The 15,632-nt window shown below is 60.6% G+C and carries 13 protein-coding genes; 5 read left to right on the forward strand and 8 right to left on the reverse strand.

Annotated elements, in window-relative coordinates:
- The first annotated feature begins 22 nt into the window (after window positions 1-22).
- The gene (locus tag CGZ66_RS40545) at window positions 23-520 is read left to right on the forward strand and encodes a hypothetical protein (protein WP_245330955.1); all 498 of its coding nucleotides are present in this window, start codon (window positions 23-25) and stop codon (window positions 518-520) included.
- A 705-nt stretch (window positions 521-1,225) separates the two neighbouring features.
- Here the strand turns inward: CGZ66_RS40545 and CGZ66_RS01060 are convergent.
- From CGZ66_RS01060 to CGZ66_RS01075, 4 genes are all read right to left on the reverse strand, one after another.
- Complete coding sequence (locus tag CGZ66_RS01060) at window positions 1,226-1,945, reverse strand: Crp/Fnr family transcriptional regulator (RefSeq protein WP_095080601.1); 720 nt, start codon at window positions 1,943-1,945, stop codon at window positions 1,226-1,228.
- A 183-nt stretch (window positions 1,946-2,128) separates the two neighbouring features.
- Window positions 2,129-2,410 (reverse strand): hypothetical protein, encoded by a 282-nt coding sequence (locus tag CGZ66_RS01065; RefSeq protein WP_143748636.1) that lies wholly within the window; start codon window positions 2,408-2,410, stop codon window positions 2,129-2,131.
- Between the two features lie 332 nt (window positions 2,411-2,742).
- Complete coding sequence (locus CGZ66_RS01070) at window positions 2,743-5,049, reverse strand: AGE family epimerase/isomerase (protein WP_095080605.1); 2,307 nt, start codon at window positions 5,047-5,049, stop codon at window positions 2,743-2,745.
- Window positions 5,050-5,077: 28 nt separating this feature from the next.
- Window positions 5,078-6,598 carry a phosphomannomutase/phosphoglucomutase gene (locus CGZ66_RS01075; RefSeq protein WP_095080607.1) on the reverse strand — a complete coding sequence of 507 codons (1,521 nt, stop codon included), beginning with the start codon at window positions 6,596-6,598 and terminating at the stop codon, window positions 5,078-5,080.
- A gap of 217 nt (window positions 6,599-6,815) precedes the next feature.
- On the opposite strand from CGZ66_RS01075, the gene CGZ66_RS01080 reads away from it, so the two are divergent.
- The 3 genes from CGZ66_RS01080 (at window position 6,816) to CGZ66_RS01090 (ending at window position 10,145) form a co-directional block, all read left to right on the forward strand.
- Window positions 6,816-7,151: a hypothetical protein gene (locus tag CGZ66_RS01080; protein ID WP_143748637.1), complete on the forward strand. Its 336-nt coding sequence runs from the start codon at window positions 6,816-6,818 to the stop codon at window positions 7,149-7,151.
- 194 nt (window positions 7,152-7,345) lie between these two features.
- Window positions 7,346-9,229, forward strand: a complete 1,884-nt coding sequence (locus CGZ66_RS01085) for a GumC family protein (protein WP_245330956.1) — start codon at window positions 7,346-7,348, stop codon at window positions 9,227-9,229.
- Window positions 9,230-9,557: 328 nt separating this feature from the next.
- On the forward strand, window positions 9,558-10,145 hold the full coding sequence (locus CGZ66_RS01090; protein WP_245330957.1) for a sugar transferase: 588 nt from the start codon (window positions 9,558-9,560) through the stop codon (window positions 10,143-10,145).
- Window positions 10,146-10,157: 12 nt separating this feature from the next.
- On the opposite strand, the gene CGZ66_RS01095 is transcribed toward CGZ66_RS01090, so the two are convergent.
- The 3 genes from CGZ66_RS01095 to CGZ66_RS01110 form a co-directional block, all read right to left on the reverse strand.
- Complete coding sequence (locus tag CGZ66_RS01095) at window positions 10,158-10,388, reverse strand: hypothetical protein (protein WP_095080619.1); 231 nt, start codon at window positions 10,386-10,388, stop codon at window positions 10,158-10,160.
- A gap of 269 nt (window positions 10,389-10,657) precedes the next feature.
- Window positions 10,658-11,968, reverse strand: a complete 1,311-nt coding sequence (locus CGZ66_RS01105; protein WP_095080625.1) for a polysaccharide biosynthesis/export family protein — start codon at window positions 11,966-11,968, stop codon at window positions 10,658-10,660.
- Between the two features lie 14 nt (window positions 11,969-11,982).
- On the reverse strand, window positions 11,983-12,855 hold the full coding sequence (locus CGZ66_RS01110) for a glycosyltransferase family 2 protein (protein WP_095080629.1): 873 nt from the start codon (window positions 12,853-12,855) through the stop codon (window positions 11,983-11,985).
- Between the two features lie 245 nt (window positions 12,856-13,100).
- On the opposite strand from CGZ66_RS01110, the gene CGZ66_RS01115 reads away from it, so the two are divergent.
- Window positions 13,101-14,333 (forward strand): glycosyltransferase, encoded by a 1,233-nt coding sequence (locus CGZ66_RS01115; RefSeq protein ID WP_095080631.1) that lies wholly within the window; start codon window positions 13,101-13,103, stop codon window positions 14,331-14,333.
- Here the strand turns inward: CGZ66_RS01115 and CGZ66_RS01120 are convergent.
- Window positions 14,326-15,516, reverse strand: a complete 1,191-nt coding sequence (locus CGZ66_RS01120; protein ID WP_342586830.1) for a glycosyltransferase family 4 protein — start codon at window positions 15,514-15,516, stop codon at window positions 14,326-14,328. The two genes, CGZ66_RS01115 and CGZ66_RS01120, sit on opposite strands and share 8 nt — an antisense overlap.
- Window positions 15,517-15,632: the final 116 nt, after the last annotated feature.

Raw genomic sequence — 15,632 nt, forward strand, 5'->3', positions numbered from 1 at the left:
GGGAACGAGGCGGAGAGCTTGAATGCGGAACACGATGCTGGGCTTCACGGCACTTATCCTGGCCGCGTGCCAATCGGCTCCTGAAGCGCCGCAATCGGCCGCTCCCGAACCTGCGGCCATTGCTCCCCTATCTACCTTGGATCCGGCCGCTGCTGCTCCTGGTTCGGCCACAATGGATCAATCCACAACGATCACCCCGCCAGCGAAGGGCGTTCCCGCAAAATACGCCGCGTTCTCGGGCATGTGGGCTGGACGGTTGGAGGGGACGTCCGAAGCCAAAGTCGCTGTGCAGACGATTTCTCCCAGAGGCGATGTGACGGCCACCGTTGCGTGGGGGAATCTGGGCGACAACAGTCCCGGAGAGGCAGCCGGCGCTGGAAGAATTTCGGGGAATACATTGAAGCTCAAGCGCCTCCCGAATGGCGCGGACGTCAGTCTTGTGATGCTGCCCGAAGGAACCTTGGCCGGGACCGTTGCGCTTGCCGGCCAGACCTACACGGGCCCGTTCATCAAGCAATGATCACAGAACCATCCAACTGGCCGCATTGATTGCGCATCGCCTTCCGGTTCCTCGCGAACGGTTCAAGCGTTCCGATGGCCACCGTTAGGGGCGCAACAGACGCCATCGTCGTGTCACATGCCTTCATCCCGCGGCTTGATTGGAGCGGCCCGGCATCCCTTCTGTTGGGATGAGCTAGGACACCGGGCCTAACCGACAGGATGCCTGTGAGGAACAATGCCGCCGGCTGGATAGTTTATGCGCCTCCGCTAATGTAAAGTGAAGCCATCCGAACGAGGGAACACAGCGGTCCGGTGACAACCGGCAAACCGGTGACGACCTGCATCGTGAGCGTGTTCGAGAAGCCTAGCTGGCCTACCGTTTGACGACGAAGGACAAGGCGAAAGGCCTTTGATCTCGCCAGGGAGATCGGAGACGAGGTGCGGACCGAAGAGATCACGCCAAGAAGCGAAAACTGAAAATGGCCGGCGCCTGTTGGGCGGGGGGCCTGGTTGGGGTGAAGGCGCCGGCCAAGCGGAACAGGTCCGCCACCCGAACAATCTAACAGACGGACCGCTGGCGCCTATGGTGTTATCGCGGAAGCAGGGCCGGACACCGGTGGACCCGCAATGGGATGCCGCCGACATACATGGCGGTTTGGTGCACGCTATCCCTGACACATGATTTCTCGACGGGAGGGGACCAGGCGTCGTATGCCGATACGACCTAGCTTTCGATATATTCGTGCTCGAATCCAGCAAACTTCGTCAGGCCCGGTTGATCGAGCACGCGCACCTGGCCTTGGCGGAATTCGAGAAACTTGCGCTCGCGCAGTTCCCGCAGCATTCGATTGACATGAATCGGAGTGAGGCCGAGAGCGTCCGCGAGATCGTACTGGGTGAGAGGGCATTCAAAGCTGTTCTGGGTAACAGAGCCGGTCCGTTCCAGGCGCGCCTTCAGTTCGAGGAAGAGATGCGCTGTCCGCGCCAATGCGCTGCGTCGTCCTACATTGGTGAGATGTTGAGCGATAACCGCCCCATTGTGCACGAGGGTTTCGAGAACAAGGGAGAAGAGATGGGGCGACTGCATGGCGGCAAGGGTAAATGTCTTGGTAGAAGCCACCAGCACCGTAAGTTCGGTTTGAGCCACGAACGTTTCAAGAGCGCTGCCCGAGTACGATTGAGGCAGGACGATATCGCCTCTCAGTGCAAAATCCAGGATCTGTCGCTGCCCGCCGGCGAGTTCATGGGATCTACAGCCCCAGCCCGACTCGACTATGAACATGCGATCGCTGTCCTCGCCCTGATTGACGATGACCGTCTCCGCCAGATAGCGCTTCGGCGTGAATCCCAACGTCTTGATAAGCGCCGCATCGTCGTCGTTAAGTCCGACATACGATGGACGATTTTCATTCCCGCGCGAAAAAGGATGTGAAGCGTACGTCATCTATAGCCCCGCCCAATGCCCCAAAGTACCTCCCTCTGATGGAATGTACATCAAATTTGATGTGATGAGTATCCGTTGATGGCAAACTATTGATCGGTGTAGCGACGGCGCTTTTCGATGAAAATGCGCAGGTTCCACCGGCTCGCCACCGGCACGCTTCGAAATTGGCACGTGGCGGCAGGATTAGGTTTTGTTTCTCTTGAAACTTTCCCGCATGGAGTCGACGATTTCGCTGGCAATGAGGCAGCTGCGATTGTCGACCTGATCGGCGGCATTTCGTAACGTCGTCGACGCGTCCTTCAGCAATCCTCTGATCTCGGCCGCTGACAATAGCTCGGATGCTTCGAGTTCCAGCAGCACGGATTCACTCACGTGCAGCGCGGCAAGCGCCACCGCTCTCGGCCTGGTAGCAAGCAGTTTTAGGAGGTCACCGCTGGCCCTGGCACGCGCTTTTTTTTTTGCCATAGTTGCGTCTCAACCGTTCGGACATGAAGGTTCATAGGCTCAAAATTACAACGCCTCGACGAGTTTGCCGCAACTCCAAGATCGGAAGAGGTCGCTCAATGCCTCTCTTTGAGGCATCCTGTAAGCATACTATCCCGGTTTGCAGCCACGACACAGAGGCACGGGATACCGAATTAGCCGTAGTTACTACCTCCCTACCACCTCTGGGCTACCGTGGTTACAAGCCGACGCAGGAGAAAGCATAGCTGCTCGTAGCCTCTTTGGATTGGCGTCGCTCAGGTTCGCCGTATACGACCACAGTGGCACGAACATCGTATCCCAGGATCGGCGCATTAGCGGCGGCTGAGGACCTGCTTCAGACCTGTCTTGCCCACATCCAAAGCTGGAAGCGGGAAAGGTTCGACCTGTCCACCGGTCTTGTCCAGATACTGCATCAACGCCGTCACCAGATGGTAGAAGATGCTTGCCGGGACTTCCGTCGCCACGGATCTTCCGCGCTCGTCGATCCTGTCGACCCATAAGCCAAGCGGTGCGGGATCGATATGCCACCTGAACAGGCGCGCGACGCGAGCTTCGATCTCGGGTTTCAGATCAGGCCCGCCAATGCCGTCCAGGGCGGCGGCTGCCTTGACGGCTTCGCATTGCGGCCAGCTGCGGGAGAACCGGTCGAGAGGCATTCCCTGCCGCGATACGGCTGCGTAAGCCAGACCTGTGGCTCGGTTCAATCCACTGGCGACCGCCGATGAATAGAGCTTTCTGGCGTAGGCGACCAGGTCTTTTTGCCCGCTCGCCCGCGCGAACTCGACAAGGAGCGAGGCCCATTCGAAATGATGCCCTGGTTCGGTCCATTGTCCTTTGTCTCCCGGCAAGGGCAGCCAATCGGCGTCGAAATATTCCCCAAGCGTCCAGCTTTCCTGGTCGAAGAAATGGCACCGGAAGAGATCGATGACGCGTGCCGCCCGTCGCAGATAGGCACGGTCGCCGGTGACGCCGTACCAGGCAAGAAAGGATTCCAGCATGTGCATGTGCGGGTTCGAAGACCGAGCCCCGTTGGAGCCGGGGCTCTCGAGGAACCCGGTCAGGCTTTCGTCCTCGAGATGGGTGTCGACGAAATGAAATGTCTGTTGTGCAAGCCTCAGGGCGTCCTGATGGCCGCATCGATGAGCATGAGCTAGCGCCAGGAGCACGCAGGAATGATCGTAGGCGTCCTCGGTCGGGTCAGCGACGCTGCCGTTGGCATTGAGCGTGCGCACCCAGCCGCCACGGTCGGTGCGGCCGTATTTTGCGATGAAGTCGATACCGTGGTCGATGAGTTTGTCGGCCGGTCCAGTCCAGCCGCGTTCCTTGGCCACCGCGAAAGCATAGATCTGGCGAGCCATCGTCCGCATGCGCTTGGGTTTGCCCAATGGCCTTGCATCGAAGCCGAGAGCCTCGTGGAAGCCGCCATATACATCGTCGACACCGGCAGTGGACCACAATGGCAGGGTTTCTTCGAAGAGCCAGTGTTCGACACGCTTGCGCCATGAGCCGCTGATGATGACCCGGTCTTCCGATGCGGTGAATTTCGTTTCGAGGCGTCCGCTCTTCTCCAGCTGTTCGACGACCTTCTTCACGTGCTGGCTGTGGCTGACGGGGGCGACGAACACCGCGTCCGGCGTCGCAACTATCGCTACATCCTTCATTCCGACTACGGTCAGCAGCCTGCCCTGGCTTCTGAGGTAGGAGTTGCCACAATCCATGGCGACGATGTCACCCATGACGACGTTGCCGTCGCCGTCGGTTGGGCTGGCTTCCAGCAGCGATTGCCAAGATCCAAGGTCGTTCCAGCGGAAGGAAGCCGTGACCATCGCGATGTCGCCCGCATGCTCCATGATCGCGTAGTCGATCGATGTCGAGGGGACAGCGAGGTAGAAGCCCTGTGGCAGGTACAGACCCGAGACCTCGGTCCGCGCTGTCTTGTAGGCCCGTTCCGCAGTCTCCCAGATGTCCGGCTGGAAATCGAGAAAGGCCTGCCGCATGGCGTCGGCACGGAAAAGGAAGATGCCGGCGTTCCAGTAGAATCGTCCCGAAGCCAGGTATTGGCGGGCCGTCTCGGCGTCTGGCTTTTCGACAAAGCGTGAAACCAAGGCTACTCGGTCACCATTTGCCGTGGCCTCGATGTAGCCATATCCGGTTTCGGGATGCGTCGGCTTGATGCCGAACACGATGATACTTCCTGCATCGGCGGCAGGCACGCCCGCCTCGACGGTTTCCCAGAATTGCGCTTCGGTCGATATCTGATGGTCGGACGGGACCACGAGCACCAGCGCGTCGGCGCCATGTTCGGAGATCGTTTGCAGGGTGGCAATGGCGACCGCGGCGGCGGTATTGCGGCCGACCGGCTCGAAGATCGGTCTGCCGCCGTTCAGGCCGAGCGGAGCAATGTCCGAGATGACGCGGTCGGCATGCCGTTCGGACGCTATCAAATAGATCGGCGTCTCACCGTCCGGCCGCGCCTTGAGGCGTCGAACAGTCTTCGCAAGCATGGAGCCGTCGCCCGAAAGGTCGTGGAATTGCTTGGGATTGTCTTCGCGCGAAAGCGGCCACAGCCGTGAGCCGACGCCCCCGCTCATGACGAAACTTACGATCCGGTCCGGCATGGTCCAATTCCTCTTCAGCCAATTCCCGTCAGAACGTCTGGTTGTAGGCTCCGACCTCTGGATTGCGGCGCAGCACGGCATCGAGAGCCTCGAACATCTCGCGGCGTCGTTCCGACGAGACGGGGCTTTCCACCACGACGACAATCTCCGGTTTGTTCGACGAAGCCCTGACCAGGCCCCATGTGCCGTCCTGGGCAACCACACGCACCCCATTCACGGTGACGAGATTGGCCAGCGGCTGGCCAGCGAACTCGATCCCGTCCCCCTTCATTTTCGTGAATTCCCCGACAACTTTCGCGACCACGCCGTATTTCACCTCGTCCGGGCAGTGGGGCGACATGGTCGGGGTGCCGAAGGTCAGCGGCAGATCGCGGTAAAGGTCGGCAAGTGTCTTACCCTGGTTGCGGTCGAGCATCTCGCAGACGGCGATCGCGGTCAGCAGCCCGTCGTCGTAGCCGCGTCCAATCGGCGGGTTGAAGAAGAAATGCCCCGACTTCTCGAAACCAGCGATGGCATTGAGTTCGGCAACGCGCCTCTTGATGTAGGAGTGCCCGGTCTTCCAGTAATCCGTCCTTGCACCGTTCCGCAGGAGGACGGGATCAGTCATGAAAAGGCCCGTCGACTTGACGTCCACGACGAAGGCGGATTTCGGGTACAGGCCGGAGATGTCTCGCGCCAGCATGACGCCGACCTTGTCCGCGAAAATCTCGTTGCCTTCGTTGTCGACCACGCCGCAGCGGTCGCCGTCGCCGTCGAAGCCGAGCCCGACATCGGCACCTGTCTCCAGAACCTTGTCCCGGATCGCGTGCAACATCTGCATGTCTTCGGGATTGGGATTGTAATGCGGAAACGTGTGGTCGAGCTCAACATCCAGCGGGATGACCTCGCAGCCGATGCATTCCAGCACCTGCGGGGCAAAAGCGCCGGCGGTTCCGTTGCCGCAGGCCGCCACCACCTTCAGCTTTCGGCCGAGGTTCCTTCCGGCAGTCAGGTCTTCGATGTATCTCTCGCGAAATCCGGACACGAATTCATAGCTTCCACCGCCTATGAGATCGAAATCGCCGTCCAGCACGAGCGCTTTCAAAGCGGTCATCTCATCAGGCCCGAATGTCAGAGGCCTTTGCGCTCCCATCTTCACGCCGGTCCAGCCGTTCTCGTTGTGGGAGGCCGTCACCATGGCCACCGACGGAGCGTCGAGCGCGAACTGGGCGAAATAGGCCGTGGGAGAAAGTGCCAGGCCGATGTCCTTGACGCGCGCGCCGGCCGCCATCAGGCCGGAGACCAGCGCCATCTTGATCGCCATGGAATAGCTGCGGAAATCATGGCCGGTGACGATGTCCGGGCCAACACCCATTCGGCGGATCAGGGTGCCGAGCCCCATGCCGATCGCCTGCACGCCCATCAGATTGAGTTCGGGTTCTTTGTCCGAGCCTGGCTGCCCGAACCACCAGCGCGCATCGTATTCCCGGAAGCCAGTGGCTTTGACCAGGGCACTGGTTTCGAAGGCGAACGTGTTTGGCCTGGCTTGGCCGACTATGGTCACGGTCACGGTTTCCGCTCAGCAGTTACAGGCGAATAGTCCTAGCACGCTGCCGGACGCAGCCCCCTTCATGAATTCGAGTAGCCCTAACGCGCTGGTTTGCACCCCCTCATCCAATAGGAGCATGACCGCCGATGGCCGAAAGGATGTCTCGTCCAGGCAATGGGGTCTTGTATTCTATAAGGTGCGTCCTGCTCGGGCGCCGACGAGAAAGGTGGGCTGCAAGATGCCGCTGACCGCATTCAAGTACCCGTTCCGCGAGGATGTCGACGAAAGGCGGTTCGGTCGCCTGGCTCGGCTTCTCGAGCTCATTCAAGTGGAAATCGAAAGGGAATCCGCGGCACTGCGTCCGTCCGTGGAAAGGATGACGGACTGCGCCGCGTTCGCTTTGGAGGCCATGGAAAATGGCGAGAGCCCCGAACGCATATCCGAGCGGATCGATTCCCTCGCGCGGAACCTGGCACTCAGCCGAGGACGGCAGGCCTTGCTGGAACAGCAGTTGTCTTTTGTCGACAGGACGAGAGCAGGGCTGCCGGCCATTCTCCCTTCCCATAGGGCGTAGGTCCCTACGCCAATTGGCGGCGTTTAACCTTCCCTGACGCGGGCGTAATCTTTTCGCGGCAGTCTGGGATCGAGGGGCCTCAGCTTTCAATGAAAACATCGGCTGAATGTCATCGACCGCCAGCATGGGGACCGCCTGCCTGCGTGGGGACGGCGTGCGCGCAGGATTTCCCGCACGCCTGCAGGAGAATTTGAATGAACCGTATGTTTCCCAATCAATGGCCTCCGGCAGCGGACCAGCAGGCTTCCGTCGGTCAGGAGTTTATTGGCCTGTCCGACATAACCGAATTTCTGCGGCACTACGTTGGAACCATCTTCGCCTGCCTTGTTGCGGCTCTGTTGGTGGCCGGGTTCTACAATTCGACCACCGACCCAACGTTCATCGCCAGCGCGCAGATTCTGATCGAGCCGAAATTGCCACAACACCTGCAGGAGGGTGGCGAAGTAGATCTGTCGTTGGACACCGCCCAGGTGGAAAGCCAGATAGCAGTGATGCAGTCGGAAAAGATCGCCGCGATGGTCCTCGAACAGTTGAAACTCGTCGACGACCCCCAATTCAACCGTCCGCAGGCTCCGACCTTGCGGGAGAGATTTAAGAAGATAGGAACAGTCCTGCTCGATGCTTCCGAGCTTAGGAAGAGCGCCTGGCTGACGTCGCTTGCGCAGCATTTCGGCCAAGGCGTGCCTGAAACACCCGTGACGCTGACCGATTACCAGAAGTCCCGGCGCAGCATGTTGATTTTCCGCAACGGCCTCGACGTCCGCAGAGTGGGCGTTTCCTACGCGATTGACATATCCTTCACCTCTCTCGATGCCGAAGGTGCAGCCAAGGTTGCGAACGCCACGGCCGATGCCTTCGTGCGTGAGCAGATCGAAACCAAGGCCGACGCGGCAAGGGAAGGCGGCGCGTGGCTCGAGATGCGCCTTAAACAACTGCGCACCCAGATGAACGAGGCCATGGCGAAGGCGCAAGAGTTCCGGTCACGGCACGACTACAGCGTCGGCGGTGAAGCCACCGACGAAGGTGGGGCGAACGCTGTGCCGACGCTCGAAGAACTCGAGGTGACTGCTGAAACCTACCAGAAGATGTACGAGAGCTTCCTGCAGGCCTACACCAACTCGGTAAGCCAGCAGTCGTACCCGGTCGCCGACGCAAGGGTGATCACAGCTGCGACGGCGCCGCTCTATCCGAGCACTCCAAGGCCGAAGCTGATGCTGGCCTTCGCGGCGGTTGCCGGGCTCATTTTCGGCATCGGACTTTCATTTGTGAGGCATACGTTCGACTGGACCATCAGGTCAGCACGACTCATCCGGGAGAATTTGGGTGTCGAATGCGTCGGAGAGCTGCCGCCCACCACCAGGAGAAGGGAATCCGGCCACCTCGACGAAGTCGCAAGATATCCGCACTCCAGATACAGCCACAGTCTCAGGAAAGTGCGAACCGAAATCAGCCTTGCGGAAACCAGCCGCCCGATCAAGTTGCTTGGGTTGACGGCTGTATCCAATGACAGTTCGAAGAGTTCGGTCGCCAGCAATCTTGCCACGCTGTATTCGATGTCCGGGCTGAAGACGCTGGTAATTGACGCCGACATCAGGCGACCGACACTGACCACGCGGCTGCTCGGCCCGTCGGGCGCCCTCGACAAACCGTGCCAGGACCCTGTCCGGCTTAATATCGTCCGCGCTCCTGGGCGGCCGTTCGACTTGCTTCCAAGTTCGGTGGTGGACGCCGGGCATCTGCTGTCACCAAGCAACATGGAGGCGTTCCTCCTGGATCTGACCGCTCGCGACCTTGCCGCCTACGAACTTGCCGCCTACGACATTGTCATCCTGGACCTGCCGACGCTTGCCTCGGGAGCCGACGAACTGATTGTCGGATCCGTACTGGATGGCGTCGTCGTCGTTGCCCAGTGGGGCAAGACACATGTCCAAACGCTGCGGGAACTCGTCAGGACGCTGCAGGCCAGCAGGACGCCCATCCTGGGCGTGCTCCTGACGAAGGCCCGCGCGATGAAGTCCAAGCCCCGCATGAAACTGGTGCCGAGACATTCCTCCCTCGGAGGTCGCAAAAGCGTGTAGGGGGATCATTCCTTGGGATTAGGGGGTAGCCCTGGAGCGTCACGCTACCTCCTTTGCCTTTCTTGCCGACAAGCCCCGACCTTGGAAGAGTGATCGGAACAATTCGAACAGCAACCGTCCCATGTCAACAAACACCTTCGAGTCGCATCAGGGAACCCCGATCTGGGTTCAGCCGCCTCTTCCCGTGGCGGCTGACAGCCGAACGGCAGTCCTGCACGTTGTTCCTGCGCCCGACCACAACAGTGCAGGGGCAGTATTGACAGACCTGTCGCCCGCCATCAGGACGGGAACGACGAACCCTCCCATCGGAGGTCTCCTGAAGCGGCTCATGGATCTGGTCATAGCGGGCACGGCGCTTGTCATGGCTGCGCCTGTGATGATCGTCGTTGCCCTGCTGATCAGGATCACGGCAGGAGGCCCGGCAGTGTTCTCGCACAGCCGTATCGGGTTCGGCGGAAAGCCATTCGATTGCTATAAGTTCCGCTCGATGGTTGCCAATTCGGAAGAAGTTCTGAAAGCATATCTCGAAGCCAACCCTCATGTCTGCAAGGAGTGGGAAGAGACCCACAAGATCAGGAACGACCCCCGCGTCACGCTGCTTGGGTGGATGCTGCGCAAGTCGAGCCTCGACGAACTCCCCCAGCTCTTCAACATCATCCGTGGCGACATGAGCTGCGTGGGCCCAAGGCCCATCGTAAAGGACGAACTCATACGCTACGGCGACCACCTGGGCGAATACCTTCGGACAAGGCCGGGACTCACCGGTCTCTGGCAGGTGAGCGGAAGGAGCAGCATGGACTACGCCAACCGCGTGGCGCTCGACAGCCAGTATGTGCGGAACTGGTCGATCTGGCTCGACATCGTGATCTTGTTCAGGACGGTTTTCGCAGTGATGCGCTTCGACAGGGCTGCCTGAAGTCCCGACCGCTCACCCTTCCGTCCGCTTCCAGTGGACGGACAGCGACAGGCCGACGATGTAGGCGCAAGCCAATACGAATGCCAGGATCAGGAATTTGGTGACGGTCACATGGCCGGGCAACCCAAGGCCATTCCAGGCAAAGCTTCCGATCACAAGCAGCGCGGTAGCCGCGATCAGGGCGGGAGCCTTGAACCGCAGTCCCAACAGAACGCCCCCCGCCGATACAGCCACGACACTCATGAGCACCGAAATCTCCAGTGATACCCGCAGCACAGATCGACTCACTGCGGCAGGGAAGGTTTCGTCAGCGTGTGCTCACTGATATGCGGCCTCAAAGTGCATGGCAAGTGCCAGGGTATTGCGCAGACGATCCGGTTAGGCATAGCCCCCAGTTTTCTTGCGCCCTTGTTCTTCGTGCTTCCAGGCGGCTTCCAGCCGCAATTTCAGCTTCCGAAGCCCACGCCAATGGGTGCGACGGGTGAGGACCTCACTGAACCATGCAAGTTTGATCAGTTGGTGCCCTGAATCGGGAGCGTCTCTGCCTGCACGCTGCCGCCTGCAGGTAGGGCAGCCAAGCCGGACGGGGGCGGGGGGATATCGATCTTCACGGTATCGCCTGGCTCGATCGGCGTGGTTTCCTCAGCCGTGAGCTCTTGCGAGCCGCTGTCCGTCATCCTCACGATCTTGAAGATCGGCTTGGCCCGTTCGCCGCGCTCTCTAAGGGCGAGCAGAGCAGGTGCCGTGACCTCGGTATCGTGCAGCAACTGCACTGCGGTGTTGGCCTTGCTGGTCACTTCGTTGAGCTGCAGCTGCGTCTCGCGCAAGGAAGCGGCGACTTCGCTGGCTTGGCTATTGGCGAGGTTGAGGATCTCGATGTCGGTCTTGCTTATCTCCTGCCTGACTCGCAAAAGCGAGGTCTCGGCAACCAACCTGTCGCTCTGCATCTGTGCGACCGTTCCCTGTAGAGAGAGTTCCCGCGGTGCAACCGCCAACCCCTTCTGGACAAGGGCCGAAACACCCGCGAGTTCCTTCTGGATGAGTTCGATCTGTTGGTCGTGGAAGGCCATCTGCTGGCCGAGCGAGGTCAGTTCCTTTTCGAGGAAATCCTTGAGTTCGCGGAGCGCACGGAGTTGCGTCGCCATGGCGTCCTTGCGGACAGCGAAGATCTTGCGCTCCTGCTCCATCGCAACCGCGACCGTCTCGTTCGAAGCCCTGTCCATCAGTTGCGCAGGGAAGGCGATGTCGTCGCTGCCAGCCAGTTCCGATTCCAGCCGCGCTTTGCGGGCGAGCAGACTGACGTTGCTCAGCGCCAGCAGACCCACGTCGCCCTGGCCCGCGATGACTTCACGCTCGAGCCTCGACATGTCCTCCTCGCGTGTTCGCAAGCCGCCGGCGATTCCCATCGCCTGCAAGACCGTCAGTCCGGGTCTGAAGGGAAACTCGCCGGGCTGCGTGACGTAGCCGACGATGTAGAACGGCCTGTACTGGACAATCTCGACGGCGACATCCGGCTGGCGGCCGAGTCCCATCTGCTGCATCAGGCGGTCGCCGATCGCACGGGCGAGGTCGCCGGGGGCGGTGCCTTGCGCTCGTATCTGGCCGACGAATGGAAGGAAGAGCGTGCCGTCGGCACCGACAACGAAGCTGTCGTTGAGAGCCGTCCATTCGAAGATCACGTCGCGTGATGCGCGCCATTCGTAAACCTTGAGCCTGACCTTGTCCTGGGGGCCGAGGAGATACTCGGCAGCCATCGTCGGCAATGGGCAGGCAGCTGCTGCCGCCAATGAAGCCGCCGCCACCGTCAAAAGCCATTTCCGCATTGTCTTTCCCGCCGTCAGATTTTCAGGATGTATTCGGGTTCGATTCGTCCCATGGCGATGTGCAGGATCGCCAGCATGTTGCCCCTGAGCCTGCCCCTGCGATCGATATACGGCTCGGGCCGCAGGCTCTTTGCGAGGTTGGCCGCAATATTCCTGAACATTAGGGGAAGCGCGAAAGAGGCCGGAACGGAGCCCTTCCTGATCAGGTAGATCGCATTCGCAACCTGGGAATAGCCGAACCGCTTTCCGCTGACCCGGCCTGACTTGATACCGAGGTGGACGCCCGTGATTGCAGTGACGCAGACCACGCGACCTTTGGATCTCATTTGGCTGGTGAAGTCGATGTCTTCCTGCCAGCCGTACAGGACCAGGCGCTCGTCGAAGCGCAAATCTCCGACAAAGGAGGACCGGAAAGACATGTTGCATCCATACGCACCGACATGATCGACCACCGGTGGCCCATCATGTTTTTTGCCCTGGGCTTCCCGCAAGGCGGCTTCGGCATCTTCCCAGGTGAGGCCGGCATTCGTGGCGCCGTCCCTGACGACCATGCCCATCACCACCGCCCATCCGTCATTTTCCACGAAAGCTTTCTCGACCTGCGCCAGGTATTCGGTGGACGGAACGAAATCGTCGTCGAAGAATGTGATGATGTCGAAGCGCGCCAGGGAAGGTACGAGAGCCGTGTTCCGCTGGGCAGACGATCCCATCGGTCCGAAAACGAGCGACAAGGGGAAAGGACAATCTTCCGGCAGTTCGACATGCGTGGCGTCGGGCGCCGATACGATGACCTCGTCAGGAAGTCTCGTCTGGTCACCCAAATACCGAAGCAGGCGCGCGACCTGTCCGCGGCGGCCAAGGGTCGGGATGATCACTGCCAGTCTCATGCTCGATCCAGTTTCGGTTCCCGCCGAAGCTAGACCGACGAGGGGACCGAAACAGCCTGCATAAAAGGTGACGGAAGCAGCTTGGCCTACCCCCGGACACAGGCTTTCGGAGTATCCCTGTAAACGACCCACAGCCATAAGTATTAGATAGGCATGCGTCCGGAACAGCCTGTAACCGATCGTACAACTTGCCGGGGCAACAAGATGGAATGGAGACTGCTGGCCTGACGAGGCTAGGGGGAACCATGCTCCACGAACGCTCTTCCGATTTGGCGGTCGCGGCCAAGGTCGATGTGCCCATCGAGGAGTTCCCGGCCGCGCCGGGGCTCGGCGTCGACAGGTATGCGAGGATAGCGGTCGTTCATGACTGGTGTCCGAATTTCCGGGGAGGGGAACGGGTTCTGGCGCAAATCTGCAAGCAGTTCCCCAATGCCGAAGTCTTCACGCTTTTCGATTTCCTGCCGCCGGAGGTGAAGGAGCAATATTTCCACGACGTGGAATTCCACACCTCCGCGGCCAACCGGATCCCGATGGTCCAGAAATTCTATCGATCGCTCTTCTTCGTTTGTCCCTTCCTGATCGAACAGTTCGACGTGACAGGCTACGATGCGGTGATCTCGTCTTCGGCCGCATTTTCGCGCGGCGTGATCACCAGGCCGGACCAGCCGCATCTATGCTATGTGCACAGCCCCGTCCGCTACGCCTGGGACGAGCAGTTTTCCTACCTTCAGCAAGGGCGGCTTGGCTTCGGGCCCAAGGGAATGCTCTATCGATACATGCTCCATCGCCTGAGGACGTGGGACACGAGAACAGCGCACGGTCCGGACCTGATGCTGGCGAATTCGAATTATGTCCGCTCCCGGATCCAGCATATTTACGGGCGCGAGGCGCGCGTCGTTTTCCCGCCGGTCTCATTGAAAGAACTGCCCTGTGTGGAGGACAAGGACGATTACTACGTTTCGGCGTCCTTCCTCGCCCCTTACAAGCGCACCGACCTCGTCATCCGGGCCTTCAACGAGATGCCATCGCGGCGACTGGTCATCGTTGGCGAAGGACAGCAATCAGCCAGCTTGCGGGCGCTTGCTGGTCCCAACATCACCTTCTCGGGTTACCTGCCCCGGAAAGACTATGTGGACACCCTGGCGCGGGCGAAGGCGATGGTCTTTGCGGGCTGCGAGGATTTCGGCATAGCGCTGGCCGAGGCGCAGGCCTGTGGGACGCCGTTGGTCGCCTTCGGCCGCGGCGGGGCCGTCGACATCGTACAGCGCCTGGGATCATCCCCGGAGCCGACAGGGGTGCTGTTCAAGGCTCAGACCGTCGAGCACCTCAAGGAGGCCGTCGAACGGTTCGAAGCGAACAGCTATGCCATCACGCCCCGCGCTTGCGCCAGGAATGCCGGACGCTTTTCCGAGGAGAACTTCGACCGCGCGATCCTGGAATCACTCGGGGCCGTCCAGGCACTTCACGAGATCATGTGAATTCGCGAGCCCTGACGATCTTCGCTTCTGCGTCGACGCCGTCCGCGGCCGCCATCGCCTTGAGATAACGCAAGGCCGTCGCCCTCCAGCTGTATGCCGAGGCTCTCGCCCTTCCCTTGCCTATCATCTGCAGTCGCAAGGCCTGGGAGCCGCGAAGCTGCGCGAAACTGTCGAACCATGCGTTCGGGTCGTCGGGAGGTGCAAACAGGGCTGCGCCGCCGCAGACTTCAGGCAGGCTGGCGCGGTCGGAAACCACCACGGGGCAGCCGACGGCCATCGCCTCGAGGGCCGGGAGACCGAAGCCCTCCGTGAGCGAGGGGAAAGCCAGGCATAGCGAGTCCCTGAGCAGGGCCGCCAATTCGCCATCGGAAACGCGGCCTAGCCAGTGGATGTTTCGAGCTTCGGTCCTGGCCGTCCCTGACCTGAAGACGCGCGAATCCGACATGCCGACGATCGCTATTCTGAGTCCGGCCTCGCCAAGACGATCAGACATGTTCAGCAGGAGATCCACATTCTTGTGGGGTGCGGCACTGCCGATCAGAACAATTGTTTCCCGCGAGGCCGCCAGCCGTGTCTGTGCCGAGTGTTCAGGCTTCCATCGCAAGGCATGCTCATGGCCGTTCGGCGCGACGAAAGCCCGTTCTGCCGGGAAGACGCCGCGGCGAACCAGTTCATCCAGGGAGTAGTTGGAAACGGTCGAAATTCCGCACGCCGTCTTGCCGAGGCCGGGCAACAGGTTCCTGTAGAGTAGCTTGAAGGCAGGGGAGTAGCTCTGCGGGGCGTTCCAGACATTTGCATCATGGATGCAGACGATATGCTTGCGGGAAAGCAGCGGCCCAGTGTTGCAGAGGCTGAGCAGTCCGCTGCCATCGAGGGACGAGGGGAGTTGCACCTGCTCCCAGACATGCCCGCTTGTGCGGCCGATCTCGCGACGTTCGATGAAAGCCAGCGGGATGTCCCCGGACCCGGGCGGACAGTGCAGACTGAGTTCGAGGCCGCGGGCGAGCGGCTCCTGTTCCGCGATCAAGGCGTCGAGAGAGTGAACGACCTCGCGCGCATAACGCTGGACACCTGTTGTCGGCTGGGAAAGAAAACGCCCATTGATGGTCCAACGCCGCGCCATGTCGTCCCCCTTTCGAACCATCAATGTGGAGCCGGAAAGACGCCAGGTCACCATGGCCATCGGGTCATCCGGCTAAGCGGCAATCATCCGGATAGGCGAGGTCGGACAGCGTGCCTACCTCAAACGTTTGAGGGCCTTGGTGCTCCCGGGGATGCTAGTCTGGCTCAAGGTGCGGG

It is taken from the genome of Mesorhizobium sophorae (assembly GCF_002270415.1).
Taxonomy (GTDB): Bacteria; Pseudomonadota; Alphaproteobacteria; order Rhizobiales; family Rhizobiaceae; genus Mesorhizobium; species Mesorhizobium sophorae.